The following is a 24,326-nucleotide window of genomic DNA, read 5'->3' on the forward strand; positions in this document are numbered from 1 at the left end:
ATATCCCTGCCAGATTATCGTGTCTTGAAGCAAAAGTCACATCATCTCTTCTGGAAAAACCGGCAAAAGAAAATGCTGTTCCGTTCTGCCTACATTCCGGAAGAATAATTTGGCCCGCTCCCGCCTTCTGGTGGGACCCATCTGATATTCTGGGTCGGATCCTTGATATCGCAGCTTTTGCAATGAACACAGTTCTGGGCGTTGATCATCAGAGACCAGTTTCCGTCATCATCTTTCGTGCCTTCATAGACACCTGCCGGGCAATAACGCGTTTCAGGTGAGGCAAAATGTCTTGCATTGACTTCATCCCATAAACTCAGGCTCTTGACGTGCAGATGTATGGGCTGGTCTTCATCATGGCTCAGATTACTGAGGAAAACGGAGCTTGCCCGGTCAAACGTTATCTTATGATCGGCTTTGGGGTAAGAGGGGGCCTGACATTGCGAGGCAGGTAGCAGGCTTTCATTATCCGCATGGGTGAAATGAAGCGTCCACGGAGCTCTGTTACGGAAGATAAGGCTGTCAATGGCGCTATAGAGGGCCCCCCCAACATTGCCCCATCTGGCGAAAGCAGGGCGAATATTACGGGCTTCATAAAGCTCAGACCAGAGCCAGGATTCCTTCAATTTTGAAAGGTAGTTTGTGGCTTCACTCTCATTGCTCTGCAAAGCGTCATAAACCGCTTCTGCGGCCAGAATCCCTGACTTCATGGCTGTATGAGTGCCCTTGATTTTTGGCATATTCAAAAAACCGGCACTATCGCCTGCCAGCACACCACCGGGGAAGCTGAGTTTCGGAATGGCCTGGAATCCGCCTTCTGAAAGGGCACGGGCTCCATAGCTGATACGCCGCCCCCCTTCAAAATGAGGCTTGAAAGCAGGGTGTAATTTGGTGCGCTGCATTTCCTCAAAAGGGGAAAGCCACGGGTTACGATAATCCAGTCCGGTTACGAACCCGTAACTGACCAGATTTTCACCAAAGTGATAGAGGAAGGCCCCTCCATAGGTATTGCCGTCAAGTGGCCAGCCAAAACTGTGCTGAATAAAGCCGGGTTTGTGATTTTCCTTGGGGATTTCCCAGATTTCCTTGATACCCAGGCCATAGGTCTGCGGGTCGGATTTATCGCGGAGGCCGTAATGCCTGACGGCATGGCCTGTCAGAGAGCCGCGTGTCCCTTCAGCAAGAATAACCTGTTTGGCGCGCAGGATCATCCCGGGTGTAAAGTCCGGTTTATGCGTTCCATCGCGGGCGATCCCCATATCACCGGTGATAATGCCGCAAACGCGTCCGTCTTCGACATAAAGATGTCTGCCACTGAAGCCGGGATAGATTTCAACGCCCAGTGCCTCCGCCTGTTCTCCGAGCCAACGGCAGAGATCACCAAGGGAGATGACATAATTCCCCCGGTTATCCATTTGGGGCATGATAGTGTGCAGCCCCGGGATGGAAAAGGCTTTTTTCTCAGTCAGGAAAAAGAGTTTTTCTTCTGAAACAGCGGTGTTGAGGGGGGCGCCGCGTTCTTCCCAGTCCGGGAAAAGCTCGGTAAGAGACCGCGGCTCAATCACTGCGCCTGAAACGATATGGGCACCGATTTCGCTTCCTTTTTCAAGGAGGCAGACGGAGAGGTCGGAGTTGAGCTGGCGGAGTTTGATGGCAGCACTCAAGCCTGCCGGTCCACCGCCAACGACTACGACATCAAACTCCATTTCTTCACGTTCAATAGGGGTTTGTTCAGACGCAGACTGAGTCATGAGATGAGTCTCCTGAAGGGGAATTAGGGGCGGCGGACAAAAGTCCAGTAGAAAGGCTGTCTTCCTTCACGGAAGGCCTTTGCTTCATACCGGGTTGGGGACCAGCCTTCGGGCCGGATTTCTGAGAAAGAGGCCAGCTCGAAATAAGGCTGGGCGGACATCACTTCGTTCACCCATTCCTGATAGACAGGGTGATCACTGGCAATGCGCCATTGGGCACCGGTCTTGAGGAGGCGTGCCAGCTGGGCAATATTTTCAGGGTGGACAAACCGCCGCTTGGCATGGCGTGCCTTGGGCCATGGATCAGGGAACATCAGATAAGCCTGATCAAGGCATTGATCGGGCAGCTCTTTCATTAAAAGCCGTGCATCATCGGTCCAGAGGCGTAAAGTCTCTGGGGGAGGAGCCGTCTCTTCCTCACCTTCCGGCATAATGCGTGACAAGAGGGAGCATATGCCGTTTTCAAAGACTTCGGAGGCGATATAGCCGGCATCTGGATTGTTTTCAGCCTGCCCTAAAGCGTGTTCTCCTCCGCCAAAACCGATTTCCAGAAAAAGCTTGGAAACAGGGCGTGAAAATCCTTCAAGCGGGTTTTGAAAGTTCTTGAAAGTGACACGAGGGAGCGCTTCATCCAGCAGGAGCTGTTGGCGTGCACGCAGGGGATGTCCACGCTGGCGGCCATAAAGGCGTTCTGGTTGGGGTTTCAGGTCGTCAAACAACGTATGCGTCATTTCTAAATCGTAAAATGAAAAAATCCCCTTCCCTTGAGGAAGGAAAGGGGAAACTGTTCTTTTCGCTTTAAAAGGAAAAAGACTTAAAACTTAGCGGTTCAGGCCATTCTTCAGGCTGTCAACCAGGTCTGTCTGTTCCCAGGTGAAGTTATCAAGAGCGGCATCAGGCGTGCGCCCGAAATGCCCATAAGAAGAGGTTGGAACATAGATTGGGCGGTTGAGACGCAGATGTTTGCGAATGCCGCGCGGAGACAGATCCATGATCTCATTGAGCAACAGACCCAGCTTCTCTTCATTGACATCTTTGCCGGTGCCGTCGAGATCAACATAGACAGAAAGCGGACGTGACACACCAATGGCGTAGCTGAGCTGGATGGTGCAGCGATCAGCCAGACCGGCAGCCACAACGTTCTTCGCCAGGTAGCGGGCCGCATAGGCAGCGGAACGGTCAACCTTGGTCGGGTCCTTACCGGAGAAAGCTCCACCACCATGAGGGGCAGCGCCGCCATAGGTATCAACGATGATCTTGCGTCCTGTCAGACCGGCATCCCCATCAGGGCCACCAATGACAAAAATGCCTGTCGGGTTGACGTAGAGATGGTCTTCCGGGCACATCCAGCCTTCAGGCAGGACGTCGCGTACTGTTTCACGAACCATGTCGCGGATCTGGTCCTGACCCAGCCCTGCTTCATGCTGTGTGGAAACGACAACGGATGTCACACCGACGGGCTTGCCGTTAACGTAACGCAATGTTACCTGGCTTTTGGCATCAGGCAGCAGCCCCCGCCCACGTACGTCACCCGCTTTGCGGTGGTCACGCATGCGCTCAAGAATGCTGTGCGCATAAAAAAGCGGAGCAGGCATGAGGGTTTTGGTCTCATTGGTTGCGAAACCGAACATGATGCCCTGATCGCCAGCGCCTTCATCCTTATCACCAGCGCTGTCAACGCCGACAGCAATGTCAGCAGACTGGGCGTGAAGATAGGACTTGATATCAGCCTTTTTCCAGGAGAATCCTTCCTGATCATACCCGATGTCCTTGATGGCTTCACGAGCGCGGTCAATCAGGGTCTTTTCTACAGCTTCCGGTCCACGAACTTCACCAGCGAGAACAACGCGGTTCGTCGTAACCAATGTTTCACAAGCAACCCGGGCTTCGGGGTCTGCTTCCAGATAGGCATCAAGAACAGTATCGGAAATACGGTCAGCAACCTTATCAGGGTGACCTTCAGAAACGGATTCGGAAGTAAAAAGAAAATCGCCGTAATTGCGCACTCAGGGACCTCACAGGGAATGAGTGGAAAGGAAAAGATACTTACGTAACGCCCGGTCTTCAGGCGTTACAGCAGTATCAGGAGACAGATTGGCCTGACAGATTCATGAATAAATCATGCGAGATGGAAAACAACTCCAACATCTTACGTCAGACTATGTTCCCCTTCACTACATCACTCATGGTGTAGTGTCCAGCACGTTTATGATCGGCCAGCCAGATCGCAGCCTTTACAGCACCACGGGCAAAGACGCGTCTGTCCAGCGCACGGTGGGAAAGAGTAATTTCTTCATCGGCTGTCAGAAAGCGCAGCTCATGTTCACCAATGACCTGCCCCCCTCTTAAAGAGGCAAATCCAATGGCACCATCGGGTCGTTTGCCATTCTGGTCCAGCCTTTTGACCTCTTCAAAAGAGACATGGCGCCCTCTGGCGACGGCCCGGCCAATTGCCAGGGCCGTGCCGGAAGGGGCATCGAGTTTCTGGCGGTGGTGTGTTTCAAGGATTTCCGCATCATAATCGGGTAAAGCCGCGGCCAGCTGGCTGGCAAGGTCAAGCAGCATGGTCAAAGCGGGTGAAAAATTAGCTGCCTGCAGGACAGGGATTGTCCTTGCCGCCTCATCAACGGCCTGCTGGTCCTTTTCGTTCAGACCTGTTGTGCCCAGAACCCAGGCGCATCCTGCTTCGGCAAAGGCTTTGGCATGGGGGATAATCCGGCTTGCATGGCTGACATCAATAATGACGTCACATTGTCTGGCAAGTTCCAGAGGGTCCGTAACGATAAAACGTGAAGGGTCTGCCTGACGCGATAGCCCGCCGACGAGATGATGAGCGGCTTCTTCTGCACAGAGCGAACCAAGTCTGCCGGAAATACCGGCGATACCGATTTTGGGGGATTGGATGTTTGTCATGAGGTGACTCTTGCCTTCCTGTTACGGAGAGGCAAGAGAAAAATCACTTCAGGACAAAATCATTTCCGGTCAATTGCCTTCAAAGAAGTCTTTGACGCGTTTGAAAAAGCCTGCACTTTCGGGGCTGGCTTTATGGTGATCGTCGTTATCGCCTTCAAATTCCTCAAGGAGTTCACGCTGGCGTTTTGTAAGATTGCGTGGTGTCTCAATGTTCATCTGCAGGTACATATCCCCGCGCGCACGGGAATGCAGGATGGAAAAACCCTTGCCCCGCAGGCGCAAGGTTTCACCACTCTGTGTGCCAGCCGGGATCTTGACCTTGGCTGAGGAGCCATCAATGACGGGTACCTCAATTTCTGTTCCCAGAGCAGCCTGCGTCATACGCAGCGGTACGCGGCAGTAAATATGGGCGCCCTCACGCTGGAACAGGTCATGATGCGTGACAGTGACGAGCACATAGAGGTCACCGGGCTGAACATTATCGCCACCAGCTTCACCTTTCCCGGCAATGCGAATCCGTGTGCCATCCTCGATCCCTGCCGGAATATCAACAGAGATGGTATCGGTTGCGGCCTCTGTTCCGCTGCCATGACAGACCTTGCAGGGGCTTTCAACGGTCTGGCCGCTTCCGTGGCAGGTAGGGCAGGGACGCTCGACGACAAAGAAGCCCTGCTGAACACGGACAACACCCCGGCCATGGCAGCTCGCGCAGGTGACTTTTCCTTTGGCAGGGTCAGAGGAGCCGGAGCCATGACAGCTGGAGCAGCTGACTCTGGTCTGGATTGTGACCTCTTTTTTAACCCCGGTAAAAGCTTCTGTCAGGCTGACTTCAACCTGGACCTGGATATCAGCTGCGCTGCGCTGAGCGGAGCCTCTTTGACCGCCCATGCCGAACATCTGTTCAAAGATGTCTCCCAGGCCACCACCACCGAATCCTCCAAAACCGCCGAATCCGCCAGCACCGCCGCCACCGCCATTTTCGAAAGCGGCGTGACCATATCGGTCATAGGCGGCCCGCTTGTCTGCATCGCGCAGGACTTCATAGGCGGCGTTGATTTCCTTGAATTTCTGCTCGGCCTCTTTGTCTCCGGGGTTGCGATCGGGATGATATTGCATGGCTTTCTTGCGAAAAGCTTTTTTCAATTCATCCTGTGTGGCCGTGCGCGAGACCTCAAGTATTTCGTAGTAATCGACTTTTGTGACCATGTCAGCTTCTAACTATCCATATCCAAAGAAAAGGAGCTGTTAATCCTTTTGATAGAAAAATGGCGTCTGGTCTATAGAAAAGACACAGACGCCTCTCGGAGTAGGCCCGGGGAGAGCCCGCTCACAATGATTTAGTGAAGCTTATTTCTTCTTTTCATCGTCGTTGATTTCTTCGAAATCAGCGTCGACGACGTTTTCTTCATCTTTCTTGGCAGAAGCCTGAGCTTCCTGCGGGGCCTCACCCTGTGCCTGATAGGCAGCCTGGCCGACTTTCATCGCAGCCTGCGTCAGACGCTCAGACGCGCTTTTAAGTGTTTCAAGGTCGTCACCATTCAGGGCATCGCGGGCTGCCTTGATGGCTTCCTCTGCTTCGCTCTTATCAGCAGCAGGGACTTTGTCGCCCGCTTCTGTGAGGGATTTCTCAGTCTGATGAATCATGGCTTCAGTCGTGTTGCGCTGTTCAACCAGTTCACGACGGGCCTTGTCGGCAGAAGCGTTGGCTTCAGCATCCTTCACCATACGGTCAATGTCAGATTCTGACAGACCACCGGAAGCCTGGATACGGATCTGCTGCTCTTTGCCCGTTGCCTTGTCTTTTGCAGAGACGTTGACGATACCGTTTGCATCAATATCGAATGTCACTTCAATCTGAGGCACACCGCGTGGTGCCGGGGCAATGCCCTGAAGGTCGAAATTGCCGAGCAGTTTGTTATCGGCAGCCATTTCGCGCTCACCCTGGAAGACCTTGATGGTCACAGCAGGCTGATTGTCTTCAGCAGTGGAGAAGGTCTGGCTCTTCTTGGTCGGGATGGTCGTGTTACGGTCAATCAGACGTGTGAAGACGCCGCCGAGTGTTTCAATACCGAGTGAAAGAGGTGTGACGTCGAGGAGGAGAACGTCTTTGACGTCACCTTTCAGAACGGCACCCTGAACAGCAGCGCCAATGGCCACAACTTCATCAGGGTTCACATTGCGGGCTGGTTCCTGACCGAAGAAGTCCTTAACCGCTTCGATAACGCGTGGCATACGGGTCATACCACCGACGAGGATCACTTCATTGATCTCTTTTGTAGACAGACCGGCGTCTTTAAGAGCTGCTTTGCAAGGCTCTAATGTGCGTTTGACCAGATCTTCAACCAGGCTTTCCAGTTTAGCGCGTGTCAGACGGACAACAAGATGTTTCGGGCCTGAGGCATCGGCGGTGATAAAGGGCAGGTTGACTTCTGTCTCTTTGGAGGAGGACAGTTCAATCTTAGCCTTCTCAGCGGCTTCTTTCAGGCGCTGAAGAGCCATCTTGTCGGAACGCAGGTCAATGCCCTGTTCGCGTTTGAATTCGTCAGCAAGGAAGTCGATGATCTTGTTGTCAAAATCCTCACCACCAAGGAATGTATCACCATTGGTGGATTTAACTTCAATAACGCCGTCAGAAATTTCAAGAATGGAAATATCGAATGTGCCACCACCAAGGTCATAAACAGCCACATGACCGGAATCACGTTTCTCAAGGCCGTAAGCCAGAGCCGCTGCTGTCGGTTCGTTGATGATACGTTTGACGTCGAGGCCTGCGATACGGCCGGCATCACGTGTTGCCTGGCGCTGGGCATCATTGAAGTAGGCAGGAACTGTAATGACAGCTTCCGTCACTTTCTCACCGAGATAAGCCTCGGCGGTCTCTTTCATTTTGCCAAGCACAAAGGCGGAAATCTGTGCAGGAGCATAGTCCTTGCCCTGAGCGCGGACCCAGGCATCGCCATTCTCACCTTTGACGATCTCATAAGGGACCATAGCCTGGTCTTTTTTGACGGTCGGATCATCAAAGCGGCGCCCGATCAGACGCTTGACGGCATAAAGTGTGTTTGTGGGGTTTGTAACGGCCTGACGTTTTGCAGCCTGCCCAACAAGAACGTCCCCGTTATCGGTGAAGGCCACCATGGAAGGCGTGGTGCGCGCACCTTCGCTGTTTTCGATAACCTTTGTTTCATTCCCTTCGCGAACAGCAACGCAGGAATTGGTTGTACCAAGATCGATACCAATAACTTTACTCATATCCCAGTCCTTTCAGCGGTTATATCCAACCCTGTATTCAGGCATCGAATGCAACCCTATATGACATTATGGCAGAAGGTATGTTACATTCTGTCTCTTACTATTGTGATCTAGGAAGAAAGGCCGTTTGTTTCAAGGGCGTTTTTGCGAAAAATGATCCCGGGAAAATGGTTGATCATTTTTTCACCAAGATTAGGGTTTATAAACCGAAGCCCAGGGGGAAATGCAGTTCTGTTGCAGGGAAGTCCTTGAAGCAGAGGGACTGATTTTCCAATTTGTGGTTTCCTTTTGTTGTGGAGGGACGTCTTATCTCGTTGCGTTCTATGATTTCCCCTGTCTTGTTATTCTGCTTCCTGGGCTTGAGTGGTTGCCTGAGAATTGGCCCGTCACAAATGCAAAATGATCAGCTTGCCTATACCCGTGCACTGGGTGAGACGCAGAAACGTGAGATGCTGCTTAATATCGTGCGCCGTCGTTATGCCGACCCGCCGACCTTTCTGGATACCACGCAGGTGATTGCCGGTTATAGTTTTTCGCGGAGTGTTTCAGGGGGATATTACGGTTATCCGGCCTCGGCGATCAGTAATTATCTTTTCGGGCAGGGCTCCATGTCTCTGGCTGAAAACCCGACCATTACCTATCAGCCTCTGACAGGCCAGCAATATGCAGAGAATGTGGTCCGGCCAATCCCCCCGACGGTGATTATGCCTTTATGTCTGGGGGGCATGTCGATTGATACCTTGTTGCGCCTGACAGCCCAATCCATTGATGGGCTCTCCAATGTGAGGGGGCTGGGCGCCGGGCCTTTCGGGGGAGGATCCGTGCGGTTCTATCTTCTGTTACATGATTTAAAGGAGCTTCAGCTTGCCGGGGCCCTGACGGTGCGGATCTCCAGTGATGAAGTCGCCCCTGACGCAGGAGCGGGGAAAAAGAAAAAAGGAGATCATTCAGGAGGGGAGAGCGCGCCTCAGAAGAGTGAGCATGTCTATCTGGTGCTTGCCAACACGTCTGATAACAGGCTTCTGGCCGTTCAGGCAGAGGTCAGGCGGCTTCTGCATCTCCCCGCACAGATGCAGGAAGCGGAAATCGTCTATGGTCCTTACCCCAAAAGACCGGGGCAGATCGCCATTTTGACGCGTTCCATGCTCGCAATGTTAACCCAGCTTTCCTATGAAATGGAAGTGCCCGATGAGGATGTCAAATCAGGACGCACACCGCCGACCATCGGGCAGATTGGTATTGAAAGTCGTCCTGAAGTCGTCATCCATTCCGGTAAGCATGTACCGGGAGAGACCTATACCTCCGTACAATATAAAAGGCGGTGGTACTGGATTGATGAGACGGATTTCCAGAGCAAAGAGGCTTTTACAATGGTGCAGGTTATTAGCGCGCTTGCAGCAACCAGTCATGGTGCCGGCGCTATTGTGACAATTCCGACCGGTGGATAGAACCCTTATGACGAAAACAGCAAAACCCTGTATTTTGCAGATTCTGCCTGATCTTGAGGCCGGTGGTGTTGAGCAGGGGACGCTTGATATGGCCGAGGCCATTGCCCAGGCAGGAGGGCGTGCATTGGTCGTGAGTGGCGGGGGGCGCCTTCTGCCGCGTTTACGCTATGTCGGGGGCGAACATATTGTTCTGAAGCTCGATAAAAGTTTTTCCCCTTTCAAATTTCGGCGGCGCGTCAAACAGCTAAGGGCTATCTGCCGGGAATATGGCGTGGATCTGATCCATGCGCGCTCGCGTTATCCGGCCTGGGTTGCAGCAAAAGCAGCGCGGAAAGAAAAAATCCCTTTAGTGACCACGTGGCATGGCGTTCATGACGCTCATACAATTTTCAAAAGGCTTTATAATTCATCGCTGGTGAAGGGGCAGCGTGTTATTGCGGTCTCCCAGCATATTACACAGAAAATCAGGCAGACCTATAAAGGGGTGGATGACCGCCTCCGCCTGATCGCCCGGGGGTGTGACCCGGTCCTTTATGATCCTGCATCCGTCTCCGGGCCGCGTATTCAGGCATTGATCGAGCAATGGTTCGTGCCCGATGGGAGCCGCATCATTCTCATGGCAGGGCGTCTGACCCCCTGGAAGGGGCAGAGCTTTCTGATTGAAGCTCTGGCAGGGCTGCGGGAACAATTGGGCAAGGACTGGGTGTGCGTCTTTGCCGGAGCAGAGACAAAAGCCGGCTTTTTTAACAAGCTGTTTGCCCAGGTGCAGAAAGCGGGCCTGGAGAGCCACCTGCGTTTTGTCGGGAACTGCTCCGATATGCCAGCCGCTTACGCCACGGCTGATCTGGTTCTCGTCCCTTCTTTGAAGCCGGAACCTTTCGGCCGTGTTGCCATTGAAGCCCAGATGATGGGGCGGCCGGTCATCGGGACCCGGGAAGGGGGACTGTCTGAAACCATTATAGACGGCCATACGGGCGTGCTGGTTCCTGCCGGCAATGTTGAGGCTCTGAAGCAGGCGATTATGGGTGTGTTAAACACCGATCCTGCATCCCTCGAAGAGATTGCCCGTGAAGCCCGTGAGCATGTCCTGCATTATTTCACCAAGGAACGCATGCAATATGCCACTCTGGAGATCTATGATGAACTGCTCAGGACCAATCTGGCTGAGCGTTTTCTGGCCTCTACGATGGGGACGTCTCAATAAACGGGAAGGAGCACACCAATGATGAATGTCATAATGCTTGTCTATCCAGACTTTACGCAGCTTGATCTGACGGGCCCCTTTGAGGTTCTGGCCCGTATTCCTGACCTGAACGTCAGGCTGGTCTGGAAGAATACAGATCTTGTTGCCTGCGATCTGGGGCTTTTATTCAAGCCGGATTATTCATTTTCTGATTGTCCGCAGGCTGACATTCTGTTCATTCCCGGTGGTCCGGGTCAGTTGCCTTTGATGCAGGATCAGGAAGTGCTGGATTTTATTCGCCAGCAGGCGCAGTCAGCACAATGGTTGACGTCGGTTTGCACGGGCTCCCTTATTCTGGCTGCGGCTGGATTATTGAAGGGTTATAAGGCGACCAGCCATTGGTTATCAATTAACCAGCTTGCCTATTTCGGGGCACACCCTGTTCACCAAAGAGTTGTAAGGGACCGTAATCGTGTGACAGGGGCCGGTGTGACCTCAGGCATTGATTTTGCCCTGACATTCTGTGCTGAAATTTTTGGTGAGATACAGGCAAGGAAAATTCAGCTTTCCATGGAGTATGATCCGGCACCGCCCTTCTGCGACGGTAGCCCTTCAAGGGCTGATAAGGCTCTGGTAGAGTCTGTTAAGGCAGCATCAGCCAGTTTTCAGGCCCGTCGTGAGGAAGTAGCGCGTCAGGTGGCATCAGAAATTCAAAGCTGTTATAATTAACGACTTGTTTTACTTATAGTCAAAGAGAATGGAAAATCGCTGTCCTGACGTTTGAGGGATTTAATGAGCTGGATTCATTTATTGCCGCCGGTATTTTAAATCGTATGGCCTCAAAAGGGTGGGCGGCCTATATCACCTCTCCTTCTGAGCAGGTTACGTCCATGAATGGGGTGACGATTCAGCGCCAGAATCCTTTGGAGTTTATTGCCGAGGCGGATGCGGTTCTGTTTGGAAGTGGCAGTAAAACACGCGATATTGCAGCAGATTCTGCCTTGATGGCCCGTTTGAAATGTGACCCCGAGCGTCAGTTGATCGCGGCCCAATGTTCGGGGACGCTTTTACTGGCTAAATTGGGGTTGATAGGAACTGTGCCGCCCTGCACGGATTTGCTGACAAAACCCTGGGTTCTAGAGGCTGGGGTAAATGTCATTAACGCGCCTTTTACGGCCAATGGCTCTGTCGCGACGGCGGGGGGATGTCTGGCCTCCCAGTACCTTGCTCATTGGCTGATCGCGCAGGGTGGGTCTGTCAAAGATGCGGAAGAGGCGCTTTTCTACGTTGCTCCTGTGGGAGAGAAAGATCAGTATCTTGCGCAAGCCAAAAAGGTTGTGGGGCCTTTTTTAACAAAAGCTTAGGAAAGACTCTGCTTTCATCACTTCTGTTGTGAGCGATATGATTTTGTCATGGCTGTCATGACGTGGGCATATGCACTCAATGGTTGGTTCTCTCCGCGGCCCGTGTTAGACGGGCCGTAGTGGTATTTGCGTATAATGAGGCTTTTTTACGCTGATGAAAAAACAGACCGTCCTCAAGGAAGAAGCACAGAGACAGCTTGAAGAGCGTCTTGAGCGGGAAGCAAAAGCGTTGAGGGCCAATCTCCTGCGCCGGAAACAGCAGAAACGTCTGCGACCTGATGAGACAGAGGCGCTTGCCGGTTACCCTCAAGAGACAAAATCTTGACGAAGAGATTTCATCTTCCTTTGCCATCACGGCAGGAAGTGGCTCTTGCCATCATAACGATGTTCTGGGGAGGCACCTATTATGTGCTTCACCTGGCATTGCAGACAAGCGGTCCTTTCTTTTTCGTCGGGGTCCGCTTTTTAATTGCGGCCATCATCGTCATGCTTCTGACCGGTAAACGCTGCCTTGTCGGCATAACCCGGAGGGAAATGATCAACGGCTCCCTGATCGGTCTGTCTTTAGTCTGTGGGTATCTGTTGCAGCTCAAGGGGATGGAAACAATCAGTTCCAGCCGGTCAGCGTTTCTGACGGCTCTTTATGTCCCGCTTGTGCCGCTTATGCAGTGGATTTTCCTGCGCAAGCGCCCTCATGCCATGAGCCTTCTGGGGCTGACACTGGCCTTTACGGGGCTGATCTTTCTCGCCGGGCCGCAAGGGGGCAAAATTTCGATCAGCCATGGGGATCTGCTGACCATTCTGGCAACCTTTGCCTTTGCCATTGAAATCCTGTTGATCAGTGTCTGTGCGGTCGGGGCGGACAGCCGGCGCATCACAATTGTTCAGTTGGTGGTCGGGGGGATTGTCGCCTTTATCGGGATGCCTCTCGCCGGGGAGCACATTCCGCCTTTTGCGTGGGGCTGGGTCTTATGCGCTCTGGCGATGGGGCTGTTAAGTGCGGCTGTTCAGCTTGTCATGAACTGGGCGCAGAAATCGGTTCCCGCGACGAAGGCCACGGTTATTTATTCTACAGAGCCAATATGGGGCGGGATTATTGGCCACTTCATGGGGGAAGCCCTTTCCTCGACGACGCTTCTGGGAGCTTTCCTCATTATCTGTGGCGTGATTTCAAGTGAATTGCGCCCCCGCAGGCTGTGGTTGCGCCGCACATTCAGGGGGGCAGCCGTGCGGCCCAGAATGCCGGCCATGGGGGACCTGTGGGTCCGTTATCCAGAAGAAGTCTGGCCTCGACCAGCCCAGAAATCGCCTACGCCGGAAGTGTCCATAACGCCTTCGCCGAAGCGCTAGATTCCATCGGGGCGATTGCGTTAAGTTCTGTGACCAGCTAAGCGATTTAAAGCTGTTTAGATGAGGAGAGAGTAACGTGCCTATTATGCCAGATCATTGGATTCGTCGTATGGCGCAGGATGAAGGGATGATTGAACCTTTTGTCGAAGCGCAGAAACGCGAGGGGGTGATTTCCTATGGGCTTTCTTCTTATGGGTATGATGCGCGGGTGGCTGATGAATTTCACATCTTTACCGATGTTGATAATGCCGTGGTTGACCCCAAAAACTTCACAGCCAATAGTTTTGTGACGCGCCGTGGTGATATCACCATTCCGCCCAACAGCTTTGCCCTTGCCCATACCATCGAATATTTCCGTATCCCCCGTGATACGCTGGTGGTGTGTCTTGGTAAATCGACTTATGCTCGGTGCGGAATTATCGTTAATGTGACCCCTCTTGAGCCGGAGTGGGAAGGTCAGGTGACGATCGAAATCAGCAATACAACGCCGCTTCCGGCCCGTATTTATGCCAATGAGGGTATTTGCCAGTTTCTCTTCTTCCAGGGGGCGAGCCCTTGCGAGGTCAGCTATGCTGATCGTGCCGGGAAATATATGCGCCAGTCTGGTGTGACGCCACCGCGTTTATAAGGGGCAGGGTGTGAGCTATTTTACGATTGAAGGCGGTAACGCCCTCCAGGGTGAGATTGTTATCAGCGGGGCCAAGAATTCCGGCCTGAAGCTGATGGTGGCTTCCCTTCTGACAACAGAGCCTGTCACGCTCCATAATGTTCCCAATATCGCTGATATTGAGACCATGTGCACCTTGCTGACGACGTTAGGCAAAACAATCAGCAAGGATGAAGACGCTCATAGCCTTGTCATTGAAGGGCCGATCTGCTCGGTGGAAGCGCCTTATGACATCGTCTCCAAAATGCGGGCCTCCATTCTGGTATTGGGGCCCCTTTTAGCCCGCGTGGGTGAGGCCAGAGTGTCCTTGCCCGGTGGCTGTGCCATAGGCACCCGCCCGGTGGATCTCCACCTTAAAGGGCTGGAGATTATGGGTGCGGAAATCATCCTTGAAAACGGCTATATCAATGCAACGGCGCCTAAAGGCTTGCATGGGGGGCGGATTATCCTGCCTTTCGCCAGTGTCGGTGCGACTGAAAATCTGTTGATGGCAGCCTGCCTTGCTCAGGGTAAAACTGAAATTATCAATGCTGCCCGCGAGCCTGAAATTGTGGATCTGGTCTGCTTCCTCAGAACCATGGGAGCGCGCATTACAGGCGAAACAAGCGGGAACCTGGTGATTGAAGGTGTGCCTTCGCTCCATGGGGCCGAATATAGCGTCATGCCGGACCGTATTGAATGTGGCACCTATGCCTGTGCGGCGGCGATTACGGGGGGCGATCTCCTGCTCAAAGGCGGCCGTCTGGAGGATCAGGAAGCCGTTATGGGTGCTCTGCAAAAAATGGGCGCTGTGGTGAGAGAAGATGCACAGGGCTTGCGTGTCTCCGCTTCAGGAAAACTGACCGGAATTGATCTGATGACAGAGCCTTACCCGGGCTTCCCGACAGATATGCAGGCCCAGTTCATGGCCCTCCTGACAGTGGCAGAAGGGGCAGCCATGATCACTGAAACGATTTTCGAAAATCGTTTCATGCACGTGCCGGAATTAAACCGTATGGGCGCCAATATCCATATTCAGGGGCGTTCAGCCATTATTCGCGGTGTTCCCAGACTATCTGGCGCGCCGGTTATGGCGACCGATTTAAGAGCGTCTTTTTCCCTGATTCTGGCTGGCCTGGTGGCAGAGGGTGTGACCGAGCTCCACCGGGTCTACCATCTGGACCGTGGCTATGAAAAAGTCGAACGTAAACTGGCCGCCTGTGGGGGTGCGATCAGGCGGATTGGTGGTTCTGCCGCCTAATAGCTTTTCAGGAGCTTTATGAGGGCAGGGACGTCGTCAACAACCGTATAAAACCCGGCGACGTCCTGGTCGGCAAAGCCTTGTTGGATCGTGGTCTTCAGCAGGGTCAGAAGAGGCTCAGCCCATTGTTCAATATTGAGGATGATAATCGGTTTTTTATGGAGGCCAAGCTGACGATTGACCAGCACCTCCATAAATTCATCAAATGTGCCGAAGCCGCCCGGCAGAATGATATAGGCGTCTCCCTCTTCAAATAAGGCTTTTTTGCGGGTGGGCATGTCCGCGACAATTTCCATGTCATTGAGCCCTCTATAACGGAGTTCCTGCTCTTCAAGCAGGGAGATCGTAATCCCTTTTACAAAGCCATCAGCTTTAAGGACGGCCCGCGCCAGTGCTCCCATGATGCCGCAGCCACCGCCCCCATAAACAAGGGTCAGTTTTTCGCGTGCCAGGGCGGTTCCCAGTTCTGTTGCGGCGTGCTGGTAGGCTGGGTTGTGGCCGGTCCGTGAACCACAAAAAACAGTACATTTCTGAATCGTCATAAAACTAGGTACCTTTGTAGAATTAACAATCAAACCGGTTGACCGTGCTCAAGGGCCGGAACGCTTTTCAATCCCGCTGCCTGGCAGGCGTGAGAGCAGGGTGATGAGAGGAATGCCACTCAAACAAAGAATCCCGACAATGGCAAACATTATGTTCCATCCTGCCTTGACCTGAATAAAGCCCATAAAGGGACCAACGATGAAAATGGTCAGGTCGGTGAAAACCGAGTAGGCAGCCAGAAGAATGCCACTATATTCCGGCCCATCGGTTTTGACAGCTAGCGTTCCCAGTGAGGGGAACAGCAGGGAAAAGCCCCCTCCGGTCAGGGCCGCTCCAATCGTCGCGCCGGTTTCAGTATGGACCAGGCAGAACGTGGCCATACCCATCCCTCCCACAATGAGGGACGCAAAAGCAACAGGGATGCCACCACGTTTTTCAATCTGCGAGGCGAAAAAGAGCCTGCCCAGAACAAAAACGACAGAGAAAATGCTGAAAGCAAGACCGATATGCTTCCAGTGGTGATCGCTGAAATAAAGGGCAAGAAAGTTGCTGATAGTGCCAAAGGAGAATGACCCCGCCGCCAGCCCGGCTCCATAAGGCAGAACCTTCCGCAAGGCCCGGGGAAGGGACATATGAGCCCCTTTTCTGACAGGCAATGGTTTTATGGCCGGGTAAAAGCGGATCAGGACAAGCAGGCTGGTAAAGACCAGAAGGGCAGAGGCCACACCCACCGGCAGGAGGGGCATATGCGGGTCAAAGTGACTGAGATATTTCCCGATTGTGACACCAATGGCGATCCCGGCATAAGAAGTGACACCATTCCATGAGATAGCGACTGAGATATGCTTCCGGCCAACGCGGCGTATGTTCCATGTCGTGACAGATGTGGCCGTCCAGCTTTCTCCCCACCCCAGAAGCAGGCGGCTCAAAAGGGCAATGGCCAGAGCCGCGTAGCGCACAGCCTCAGAGGGGGGAAGCACCCCGGCAATCAAAGCGGCCAGACACATGAACAACCCTGAGAAGGTTGTTGCCCCTAGCCCGTAACATAATATTTTCTTGGGTCCGTAACGGTCAACCAGGTGTCCGGACACCAGACGCGTGCTGAATGTGCCGAGATATTGAAGTGAGAGGGTCATCCCGGCAATGGCCGTGCTGAACCCTAATATATCATGAACAAATAAAGCCCCGATCACAGCATTGGGCAGGCCGATAATGAAATAGACAAGAAAATTGAAAATAACGACCGGGATGACCTTTAATGTCGGTGATCCCACAAGAGGTTCTTCTGTCAAAATGTGTGATGACATGGAATACCGTTTCGTAATCTGTTGGTCCCTGCGCGCATAACGGTCAGGTTATAGGTGCTTTTTAAAGGAAGAAAGCCCGAACCGGAAGCGGGGGCACAGTCATGAGCCTGATAGTCACGAGACAATGATGGGGATATAACGTGAAATCTGTTAATAAGGGTTGGATGATCAATGATCCTGTAAGTAAAATATTATTTAACGGATAAGGCCCTTATTTCCAATGACGCATGATAATCAGGAAGACGCCCTCAGAAAAGCCCGCGAAGAGGCAGGGTTCAGGATTTTATCCTCCCGGCTGGCCTATAAAAATCCCTGGACGGCTGTCCGCGAGGACATCATCATTCATCCCAGTGGGAAGAAGGGACTTTATGGTGTGGTGGAGCGCGGCACATTTGCGGTCATCATGCCCCTTCATGCTAACGGAAATGTGACGCTGGTCCAGCAATTCCGATACCCGGTGGGCAAGCGCCTGTGGGAGTTTCCCATGGGGATGTGGGAGACGAAAAAAGACGTCAAGGCAGAGGAGCTGGCTCTGGGAGAGTTGCGGGAAGAAACGGGCCTCTCTGCAAAAGAACTGATTCCTGCCGGGGAATTATATCAGGGTGCAGGCTATTCAACCCAGAAAGGATACGTCTTTTTAGCGCGGGACCTTGTTCGTGGGGAAGCAGCACGGGAAGAAACGGAATCTGACATGATCGTGCGTGACGTCTCTCTCTCTGATTTTGAAGAGATGATCAGAAATGGGGAAGTAACCTGTATGGTGACCATCGCGGCCTTTGCCCAGATCCGGGCGCGCGGACTGGTATGAGAGTGAGAGCAGCAGAGTGAGCGTGAAAGGTCTGTCTTCTCAGGGAAGGGCACTCGTAAAACTGGCCTGCCTGACAGGAGGGCTTTTAGGGGTTCCTCTCCTGCTCTGGCATGTGCCTGTTGTCAAAGACTACCTCGCACATGCCCGCCAATGGCAGGACAATCCGTGGGGGTGGGTGTGGTTCTGCCTCTTTGCGGTGATTTATTGCAGTTTCGGGCTGTCACGTCAGGCTTTATGTTTTGCAGCCGGGTTAGGGTTCGGTCTGGGGCGAGGGCTCTTTTTCTGCATGATGGCTTATGAGGCAGGGGCGTGCCTGAGCTATGTATGGGCCCGGTTTCTGGGAAGGCGCTTTTTGAAAAAACAGAAGAGTCAGAAGAGGACAAAGCTGCATCACCTGGCTGAATTCTGCCGGGCTTCGCCTTTTTTATCGGTTCTTGCCTTGCGTTTTCTCCCTATAGGGTCGGCCTTGCTGGTCTCGGTTGCCGCAGGGCTGGCGGAGCTTTCTTTCTGGAGATTTGCTGCGGCAACCCTGATTGGTGGCCTCCCGCAGAGCCTTATTTTCACCCTGATGGGGGCAGGGACGTCTCTGGGACGTTTTTATGAGATTTTTCTGGCGGCCTTCCTGTTTCTTGTCTCGTCTCTCACAGGATGGATGGGGCTCAGGCATTTCAGGCAGAAGAAGGAGTTTCTAAACAAGACTTCATTTCAATCTGACCTCCAAACCTGATAAGTGAAGAAGTTCCTGCCAAATGGAGAGCCATAAATGACGCTGACGCATTTGCATGTGGAAAGAACAGAAGATGGAGACGTAAAAGGCGGCTCTCTCCCTTTATGGTTTCCCATTCTTCTGGGGGGGCTGACCGCGGTTGCGCCGGTTTCCACAGATATTTATCTGCCGGCGCTCCCTGAGATTGAGCATCAGCTTCACACCCAGCCGGGGGCAGGCAGCCTGACCATGACGGCCTGGGTCGCGGGGCTGGCAATAGGGCAGATCAGCATCGGCCCGATTATTGACCGCTTTGGCCGTCGCTGGCCCTTGATCCTCTGCACCATTGGCTATGCTCTGGCAGGAGTGGGGTGCGCGTTATCGCAGAGCCTTTCGCAGCTTTGTTTTTTCCGTGTTCTTGCGGCCCTGATGGGAGCGGCAAGTCTGGTCGTGCCGAATGCCTGCCTTCGTGACGTCGTGTCAGGTGATGCCATGTCCCGGGTCATGTCACGGCTGATTATCATTCAGGGCATTGTCCCGATCCTTGCCCCGGCCATAGGCGGATTCCTTCTGAAATATATAAGCTGGCGGGATATTTTCTGGGGGACGGCCATTTATGGCGCCCTGAGTGCGGTGGCTGTTATCCTGTTCCTGCCCGATACATTGCCACAGCATTTCCGCCGGGAGTTAAAGGTCGGGATTGTTCTGCGGCGTTACGTGACGATCATGATGGATCCGAGCTTTTTCTTTACAGGGATTGTCTGGATGATGCAGGGCATGGTCGTTTTCACCTATCTGACGGCAGCGCCTTTTCTTTTTGAGGAGGTTTTTCACCTCAGCCCCGCCCATTATGGCATGCTTTTTGGAGCTTTTGCCATCTGCATGATCGGCGCTTCTCAGGTGAATGCCTTTATGTTGCGCTATTTCCATAGCAATACGTTGCTGAAGGCCGTGCTGGGGATGGGTGTGGTATTCGGGCTGATTTTTATAGCCATTGCCATCTGGTCCGCCTGTGATCTTGATCCTTCAGGCCATCTCAAAAAGATCTATTTCTGGCCTCTGACCATCTCCATGGTGCTGACCCTGACGCCGGGCGGGGCAGTGGGGCCGAATGCCGCGGCAATCGCCCTATCCCGTCAGGCCCAGAATGCGGGGTCCGCCGCCGCATTGGGGGGAACAGGGTTTTACGTTTTCGGGATTGTGGCAACATACGCTTTTGCCCGCCTGCCATTGGGGACGGCCATTCCCATGGCGGGGATCCTGCTGCTGGCCGATGTGGTGATGCTCGGCTTTGTTCTGACAGGCGAAATCAGGGCACGCCATTTCCAGAGGAAAGTCTGATGAAAGAACCCTTGAAAATCCTGCTGGTTGAAGATGAGGAAATCATCGCTCTGGTGGCGCAATCAGCTCTGAAAAAAGCAGGGTATGGCATCTGCCACTGCTCTGATGCGCAGGAGGCCCTGGCAGTGGCGGAAAAGGAAACATTTGCCCTGCTGATTGCCGACGTCAATCTGCCAGGCCCCCTTGATGGGGTGTCTCTTGCCCGGACTTTGAAACAAAAATTCCCTACCCTGCCAGTGATCCTGACATCCGGCCGTTATGACGGAACACAGACCGTGCATGACGAGTTCGACGCCCTCTTACTGCCCAAACCCTTCCGGAAATCCGAGCTTATTGAAAAGGTGAGGCAAGTCTTCCTCCCTGCTGCCTGAAGAGAAGGGGTTGAGCCTTTGGGCTGGCTTGCGTACAAAGGAAGCCTTTGTGTCGATGATGTCCCATTTTGAGGAATTCTTTTTGTCATGTCTTTTCAAGAACCAGCCCCGATTGATCTGAAAAAATACATTCGCACGGTGCCGGATTTCCCTAAAAAGGGAATCCTGTTTTATGATATTTCAACCCTGATCAATAATGCAGAAGGCTGGCAGATTGCGACGGGGCGTCTGGCACAGACCGTGTCACGCTTCAGCCCGGACAGTCTGGCCGGGATTGAGAGCCGTGGCTTCCTGACCGCCGCCCCGCTGGCCATGCGTCTGGGCTGTGGTTTTTCAATGCTGCGTAAACCCGGCAAGCTGCCCGGCAAAACCATCTCCTATCAATATGGCCTGGAATATGGTCAGGATGAACTCCATATCCAGGAAAATGCGGTCAAACCGGGTGAGCGCGTTGTGGTGCTGGATGACCTTCTGGCAACAGGCGGGACATTGGCAGCTTCTATCGAGCTGTTGCGCAAGGTCGGCGCTGAGGTCGTCGGGGCAGCCGTGGTGATTGAGCTGGCGGGGCTGAAGGGGCGTGAGAAAATCGACGTGCCTGTCACATCACTGATCACGTACGAGGATTAGGCCGATGACCCGGGCTCCGCTTTTTTCAGGCCGCACCACCCATGAACTCTGGCAGGCACGCTACCGTCAGGCGGCTCCAGCCGGGCTCCCTGATAATGAGGTGTTGCGTGTGCAGCTTTCTCATCAGAGTGTGCGTGCCTATAAAGCGGACCCTGTGCCTGACGGGATGATTGAAGCGGGGCTTGCAGCGGCCTCTTCTGCTGCGACGTCCTGTAACCTGCAAAACTGGTCTGTGATTGTCGTAACAGACCAGAAAAAACGCGATAAACTGGCCGAACTTTCCGGAAATCAGGACTTTATCAGCCAGGTGCCTGTTTTCCTGGCATGGATTGTGGATCAGTCCCGTCTGGCCCGCCTCGCAGAACGGGAAGGGCTTGCCCAGACCGCCCTCGATTATGAAGAAGCACACCTTATGGCCGTGCTTGATGTGGGTATAGCGGCGCAGAATGCCGTAACAGCCTTTGAATCCATGGGGCTTGGAACCGTCTATATCGGCGGGTTGCGCAATCATGTTGATGAGGTGGCCCGGCTTCTGGAGCTTCCCCCACGGGCTTACGCGGTTGTGGGGTTATGTGTGGGTTATCCTTCCGGGGCAGAAACCCGCCATATCAAGCCGCGTTTAAGTCAGGCTGTGGTTGTGCATAAAGAGCGTTATCAGACTGAAGGTGAAAGTGAGCAGATCACAGAGTATGATCTGAAAGCCGATGCCTACCAGAAAGAGCAGGGTCTTCCCTCCCGGCAATGGTCCCGGATTGTGGCAGAGCGTGTTTCCAGCATCAAAGGGCTGGGAGGGCGTCATGTTATGAGGGAGGTGCTCCATAAACTCGGATTTCCGCTGAAATAAGCGTCTCTTATTCGGATGATCCTGTAAAATTATGGGAAGTGATATGTCTCTTCCGGTTGAAGATGTTCTCCCCGCACTTCTCGAGCGGCTCAATCAAGGGGCCAACCTTGTTCTGATGGCCCCGCCCGGTGCCGGCAAGACAACACTTGTGCCCCCCTGTCTTTTGAAGGCCGAGCCTGACTGGCTGGAGGGGAAGAAAATCATCCTCGTTGAGCCCCGCCGCGTTGCCGTGCGGGGAGCTGCTTTCTACATGGCGCAGCAGAGGGGGGAAAAACCGGGCGGCGTCATCGGCTATCGCACAAGGCTGGATCAGGCCGTTTCTCAGCAGACACGCATTGAGGTGCTGACCGAGGGGATGCTTCTAAGGCGCCTTCTTGCCAACCCTCTGCTCGATGATACCGGTATCGTTATTTTTGACGAAGTTCATGAACGCTCCCTCGATTGTGACGCAGGTCTTGCGCTCTGTCTGGATCTTCAGAAAAATTTCAGGCCGGAACTCAGGGTGCTGGCTATGTCTGCCACGCTGGATACGGGGCTTTTTACCAGCTTTCTTCAGGCTCCTCTGCTTGAAAGTCAGGGACGTTCCTATCCTGTCTCCGTTACGTACACGTCTGATCTTTCTGATGTGCGTGATCTGCCGAAATTATGCGCCAGAGCCATTCATGAAGCGTGGGACACAGAAGAAGGCTCCATTCTGGCCTTTCTACCCGGTATTGGTGAGATCAGACGCGTTGCCTCCCTCCTTGATTCCTCCCTCCCTGTAAGCCTGCTTTATGGCGAGCAATCTGTTGAAGAACAACAGAGCGTGCTGGCAGCAGGGCAGGCGCGCCATATCGTTCTGGCAACCTCACTTGCCGAAACCTCTGTGACTGTACCGGGGGTGCGGGTGGTTATAGATGGCGGCTGGCGGCGCAGCCCGGAGCGTGACCCTGTGACAGGGCTGCCGGTGCTGAAAACCCACCGGATTTCACGCGCAACGAGTGAACAGCGGGCAGGCCGTGCGGGCCGTCAGGGGCCGGGCAAGGCAGTCAGATTATGGTCAGAAGCCACGCAGCGCAGGCTTTCCCTACAGGACACTCCCGAAATCAGGGAGGCCGATCTCAGTTCCCTGGCTCTGCTCATGGCGGGTTGGCGGGCTGTTATGGGCACAATCCCCGAGGAGCTGGGGTTTATTGAGCCGCCTCCTTCCGGAAATCTGGCATCAGCGCGGGAATTATTGAAAAATCTGGGAGCGATTGACGAGGAGGGGCTCCTGACCCCTCTGGGTCAGAAAATGTCAGAAATGGGGGCGCATCCCCGTCTGGCAGCCGTGCTCTGCGCCGCCCGGAATGAACGTGAGAAAGTAACGGCTTCCTGTCTTGTTGCCCTTCTGGAAGAACGGGACCCTTTCAGGCGCGGTGAGAACGGCCAGACCGTTACGTCAGATATAAGGGAGCGCCTTGCCCTGTTTGGGCATGGGCGGTCTCTCATTTCAGCCTTTTTGAGCGATCATCTGAAAAGAATGGCTCAGCGTTATGGGCGCCGTCTTGGCCTGAAACAAAGTGATTTTTCCCTGATTGAAGAGGACGCAACCTCTTTTCTACTGGCAGCAGGCTTTCCTGACAGGCTGGCCCAGCAATCGGGCGCACAAGGGCGCTACAGGCTGGCATCAGGGGGGAGTGCCTCTCTCTCTTTGAGCGATCCTCTCGCGCGTCAGACATTATTGCTGGCTCTGGGCGTGCATAAAAAGCGCTCTCACGAAATTACCCTTGCGGTTCCTCTTCAGGTGGATGCGCTTCCCTCTTCGCTCCATAATTCCATGAGCCGCCAGCGGGAGCTGAGCTGTGACCCGCAGACGGGGCGGTTATGGGCAAGGGAGCGCGTCCGGCTGGGTTCTGTCATTTTACAGGATAAAAATCTGCCTGCGGAACCTGAAGAATCTATGGAATTCCTGCTTGAAGGTGTCCGGAAAGATCTTTCCCTGCTGGACTGGACTGACCGTGCCCGCCAGTTACAGGCACGCCTTATGCTGGCCCGCAGTCTTTTCAAACCACACTGGCCTGATCTTTCTGATGAGGGTCTGTCGGAAGAAAGTGAATGGCTCCGGCCCTGGCTGGCAGGGCTTTATAGTCTGGTCCAGCTTAAGGAGCTGGATATGGTGGCTCTTCTCCAGAGCTTCCTTACCTATGAGGACCGCCAGTTTCTTGACAAAAATTTCCCTGCCCACCTGACCTTGAAGGGGAGAGTGTATGAGATTGACTATACGGGTTCTGCCCCGACAGTTTCAGCCCGGGCGCAGGCATTTTACGGTTTGAAAACCCTGCCGGTTCTGGCGCAGGGAAAGCTTTCTTTGCAAGCGGTCTTTCTGTCCCCCGCCAACAGGCCGCAGGCCATTACCTCCGATCTGGAGAGCTTCTGGAAACAGGGGTGGCTTGATTTACGCAAGGATATGAGGGGGCGTTACCCCAAACATGACTGGCCTGAAAATCCTGCATGAAAAAGAGGGTGTTGAAGAGAGGTACGAATTTAGTAACTCATTAATAATGCATCATAAAATTTCGCCCAATATTAAGAAAAGGAAGATATTTTACCGCTTAGCAGTGTGATGTTTTGATGCTATTACTAAAAGGCA

At 53.5% G+C, this 24,326-nt stretch carries 23 protein-coding genes; 15 read left to right on the forward strand and 8 right to left on the reverse strand.

Annotated elements, in window-relative coordinates:
* Window positions 1–89: 89 nt before the first annotated feature.
* The 6 genes from ACSYSY_RS00470 to dnaK all read right to left on the reverse strand — a co-directional run bounded on the left by ACSYSY_RS00470 (window position 90) and on the right by dnaK (window position 7,916).
* Window positions 90–1,751, reverse strand: a complete 1,662-nt coding sequence (locus ACSYSY_RS00470) for an electron transfer flavoprotein-ubiquinone oxidoreductase (RefSeq protein WP_491707380.1) — start codon at window positions 1,749–1,751, stop codon at window positions 90–92.
* A 23-nt stretch (window positions 1,752–1,774) separates the two neighbouring features.
* The gene (gene trmB, locus ACSYSY_RS00475; protein WP_491707381.1) at window positions 1,775–2,482 is read right to left on the reverse strand and encodes a tRNA (guanine(46)-N(7))-methyltransferase TrmB; all 708 of its coding nucleotides are present in this window, start codon (window positions 2,480–2,482) and stop codon (window positions 1,775–1,777) included.
* Between the two features lie 90 nt (window positions 2,483–2,572).
* Window positions 2,573–3,757, reverse strand: a complete 1,185-nt coding sequence (gene metK, locus ACSYSY_RS00480; protein WP_491707382.1) for a methionine adenosyltransferase — start codon at window positions 3,755–3,757, stop codon at window positions 2,573–2,575.
* A gap of 148 nt (window positions 3,758–3,905) precedes the next feature.
* Complete coding sequence (dapB, locus tag ACSYSY_RS00485) at window positions 3,906–4,664, reverse strand: 4-hydroxy-tetrahydrodipicolinate reductase (RefSeq protein ID WP_491707383.1); 759 nt, start codon at window positions 4,662–4,664, stop codon at window positions 3,906–3,908.
* Between the two features lie 69 nt (window positions 4,665–4,733).
* Entirely contained in the window at window positions 4,734–5,870 is a 1,137-nt protein-coding gene (gene dnaJ, locus ACSYSY_RS00490) for a molecular chaperone DnaJ (protein WP_491707384.1), read from the reverse strand.
* A gap of 141 nt (window positions 5,871–6,011) precedes the next feature.
* The gene (dnaK, locus tag ACSYSY_RS00495; protein WP_491707385.1) at window positions 6,012–7,916 is read right to left on the reverse strand and encodes a molecular chaperone DnaK; all 1,905 of its coding nucleotides are present in this window, start codon (window positions 7,914–7,916) and stop codon (window positions 6,012–6,014) included.
* A gap of 392 nt (window positions 7,917–8,308) precedes the next feature.
* On the opposite strand from dnaK, the gene ACSYSY_RS00500 reads away from it, so the two are divergent.
* From ACSYSY_RS00500 to murA, 8 genes are all read left to right on the forward strand, one after another.
* Window positions 8,309–9,364 carry a hypothetical protein gene (locus ACSYSY_RS00500; protein ID WP_491707386.1) on the forward strand — a complete coding sequence of 352 codons (1,056 nt, stop codon included), beginning with the start codon at window positions 8,309–8,311 and terminating at the stop codon, window positions 9,362–9,364.
* 7 nt (window positions 9,365–9,371) lie between these two features.
* Complete coding sequence (locus ACSYSY_RS00505; protein ID WP_491707387.1) at window positions 9,372–10,568, forward strand: glycosyltransferase family 4 protein; 1,197 nt, start codon at window positions 9,372–9,374, stop codon at window positions 10,566–10,568.
* An 18-nt stretch (window positions 10,569–10,586) separates the two neighbouring features.
* Window positions 10,587–11,276, forward strand: a complete 690-nt coding sequence (locus tag ACSYSY_RS00510; protein ID WP_491707388.1) for a DJ-1/PfpI family protein — start codon at window positions 10,587–10,589, stop codon at window positions 11,274–11,276.
* Between the two features lie 44 nt (window positions 11,277–11,320).
* Complete coding sequence (locus tag ACSYSY_RS00515; protein WP_491708188.1) at window positions 11,321–11,911, forward strand: type 1 glutamine amidotransferase family protein; 591 nt, start codon at window positions 11,321–11,323, stop codon at window positions 11,909–11,911.
* A 154-nt stretch (window positions 11,912–12,065) separates the two neighbouring features.
* Window positions 12,066–12,236: a hypothetical protein gene (locus ACSYSY_RS00520; RefSeq protein ID WP_491707389.1), complete on the forward strand. Its 171-nt coding sequence runs from the start codon at window positions 12,066–12,068 to the stop codon at window positions 12,234–12,236.
* Complete coding sequence (locus ACSYSY_RS00525; protein ID WP_491707390.1) at window positions 12,233–13,261, forward strand: DMT family transporter; 1,029 nt, start codon at window positions 12,233–12,235, stop codon at window positions 13,259–13,261. Before ACSYSY_RS00520 ends, ACSYSY_RS00525 begins: the two co-directional genes overlap by 4 nt.
* 76 nt (window positions 13,262–13,337) lie before the next feature.
* Window positions 13,338–13,889, forward strand: a complete 552-nt coding sequence (gene dcd / locus ACSYSY_RS00530; protein ID WP_491707391.1) for a dCTP deaminase — start codon at window positions 13,338–13,340, stop codon at window positions 13,887–13,889.
* 10 nt (window positions 13,890–13,899) lie between these two features.
* Window positions 13,900–15,168 carry a UDP-N-acetylglucosamine 1-carboxyvinyltransferase gene (murA, locus tag ACSYSY_RS00535; RefSeq protein ID WP_491707392.1) on the forward strand — a complete coding sequence of 423 codons (1,269 nt, stop codon included), beginning with the start codon at window positions 13,900–13,902 and terminating at the stop codon, window positions 15,166–15,168.
* Here the strand turns inward: murA and ACSYSY_RS00540 are convergent.
* Window positions 15,165–15,710 carry an LOG family protein gene (locus ACSYSY_RS00540; protein ID WP_491707393.1) on the reverse strand — a complete coding sequence of 182 codons (546 nt, stop codon included), beginning with the start codon at window positions 15,708–15,710 and terminating at the stop codon, window positions 15,165–15,167. The genes murA and ACSYSY_RS00540 overlap by 4 nt on opposite strands.
* 48 nt (window positions 15,711–15,758) lie before the next feature.
* On the reverse strand, window positions 15,759–17,018 hold the full coding sequence (locus ACSYSY_RS00545; protein ID WP_491707394.1) for an MFS transporter: 1,260 nt from the start codon (window positions 17,016–17,018) through the stop codon (window positions 15,759–15,761).
* 220 nt (window positions 17,019–17,238) lie between these two features.
* On the opposite strand from ACSYSY_RS00545, the gene ACSYSY_RS00550 reads away from it, so the two are divergent.
* From ACSYSY_RS00550 to hrpB, 7 genes are all read left to right on the forward strand, one after another.
* The gene (locus tag ACSYSY_RS00550; protein WP_491707395.1) at window positions 17,239–17,826 is read left to right on the forward strand and encodes an NUDIX domain-containing protein; all 588 of its coding nucleotides are present in this window, start codon (window positions 17,239–17,241) and stop codon (window positions 17,824–17,826) included.
* A 16-nt stretch (window positions 17,827–17,842) separates the two neighbouring features.
* On the forward strand, window positions 17,843–18,553 hold the full coding sequence (locus tag ACSYSY_RS00555) for a TVP38/TMEM64 family protein (protein WP_491707396.1): 711 nt from the start codon (window positions 17,843–17,845) through the stop codon (window positions 18,551–18,553).
* A gap of 36 nt (window positions 18,554–18,589) precedes the next feature.
* Window positions 18,590–19,873: a multidrug effflux MFS transporter gene (locus ACSYSY_RS00560; RefSeq protein ID WP_491707397.1), complete on the forward strand. Its 1,284-nt coding sequence runs from the start codon at window positions 18,590–18,592 to the stop codon at window positions 19,871–19,873.
* Complete coding sequence (locus tag ACSYSY_RS00565) at window positions 19,873–20,244, forward strand: response regulator (protein WP_491707398.1); 372 nt, start codon at window positions 19,873–19,875, stop codon at window positions 20,242–20,244. The genes ACSYSY_RS00560 and ACSYSY_RS00565 overlap by 1 nt, the downstream gene beginning before the upstream one ends.
* A gap of 87 nt (window positions 20,245–20,331) precedes the next feature.
* Window positions 20,332–20,871, forward strand: coding sequence for an adenine phosphoribosyltransferase (locus tag ACSYSY_RS00570; RefSeq protein WP_491707399.1), 540 nt, complete (start codon window positions 20,332–20,334; stop codon window positions 20,869–20,871).
* Window positions 20,872–20,875: 4 nt separating this feature from the next.
* On the forward strand, window positions 20,876–21,715 hold the full coding sequence (locus tag ACSYSY_RS00575; RefSeq protein ID WP_491707400.1) for an NADPH-dependent oxidoreductase: 840 nt from the start codon (window positions 20,876–20,878) through the stop codon (window positions 21,713–21,715).
* Between the two features lie 43 nt (window positions 21,716–21,758).
* Window positions 21,759–24,191 carry an ATP-dependent helicase HrpB gene (gene hrpB / locus ACSYSY_RS00580; RefSeq protein WP_491707401.1) on the forward strand — a complete coding sequence of 811 codons (2,433 nt, stop codon included), beginning with the start codon at window positions 21,759–21,761 and terminating at the stop codon, window positions 24,189–24,191.
* The last annotated feature ends 135 nt before the right edge of the window (window positions 24,192–24,326 follow it).

The sequence above is a fragment of the Aristophania sp. ESL1100 genome (genome assembly GCF_058511235.1).

Coding starts and splice junctions, on each gene's coding strand:
- ACSYSY_RS00540 (WP_491707393.1), bottom strand. CDS start 15,710: ATGACGATTCAGAAATGTACTGTTTTTTGTGGTTCACGGACCGGCCAC.
- ACSYSY_RS00510 (WP_491707388.1), top strand. CDS start 10,587: ATGATGAATGTCATAATGCTTGTCTATCCAGACTTTACGCAGCTTGAT.
- ACSYSY_RS00520 (WP_491707389.1), top strand. CDS start 12,066: ATGAAAAAACAGACCGTCCTCAAGGAAGAAGCACAGAGACAGCTTGAA.
- ACSYSY_RS00505 (WP_491707387.1), top strand. CDS start 9,372: ATGACGAAAACAGCAAAACCCTGTATTTTGCAGATTCTGCCTGATCTT.
- ACSYSY_RS00565 (WP_491707398.1), top strand. CDS start 19,873: ATGAAAGAACCCTTGAAAATCCTGCTGGTTGAAGATGAGGAAATCATC.
- ACSYSY_RS00570 (WP_491707399.1), top strand. CDS start 20,332: ATGTCTTTTCAAGAACCAGCCCCGATTGATCTGAAAAAATACATTCGC.
- ACSYSY_RS00550 (WP_491707395.1), top strand. CDS start 17,239: ATGACGCATGATAATCAGGAAGACGCCCTCAGAAAAGCCCGCGAAGAG.
- ACSYSY_RS00560 (WP_491707397.1), top strand. CDS start 18,590: ATGACGCTGACGCATTTGCATGTGGAAAGAACAGAAGATGGAGACGTA.
- ACSYSY_RS00500 (WP_491707386.1), top strand. CDS start 8,309: ATGCAAAATGATCAGCTTGCCTATACCCGTGCACTGGGTGAGACGCAG.
- dapB (WP_491707383.1), bottom strand. CDS start 4,664: ATGACAAACATCCAATCCCCCAAAATCGGTATCGCCGGTATTTCCGGC.
- ACSYSY_RS00575 (WP_491707400.1), top strand. CDS start 20,876: ATGACCCGGGCTCCGCTTTTTTCAGGCCGCACCACCCATGAACTCTGG.
- dnaK (WP_491707385.1), bottom strand. CDS start 7,916: ATGAGTAAAGTTATTGGTATCGATCTTGGTACAACCAATTCCTGCGTT.
- ACSYSY_RS00545 (WP_491707394.1), bottom strand. CDS start 17,018: ATGTCATCACACATTTTGACAGAAGAACCTCTTGTGGGATCACCGACA.
- hrpB (WP_491707401.1), top strand. CDS start 21,759: ATGTCTCTTCCGGTTGAAGATGTTCTCCCCGCACTTCTCGAGCGGCTC.
- trmB (WP_491707381.1), bottom strand. CDS start 2,482: ATGACGCATACGTTGTTTGACGACCTGAAACCCCAACCAGAACGCCTT.
- ACSYSY_RS00470 (WP_491707380.1), bottom strand. CDS start 1,751: ATGACTCAGTCTGCGTCTGAACAAACCCCTATTGAACGTGAAGAAATG.
- dnaJ (WP_491707384.1), bottom strand. CDS start 5,870: ATGGTCACAAAAGTCGATTACTACGAAATACTTGAGGTCTCGCGCACG.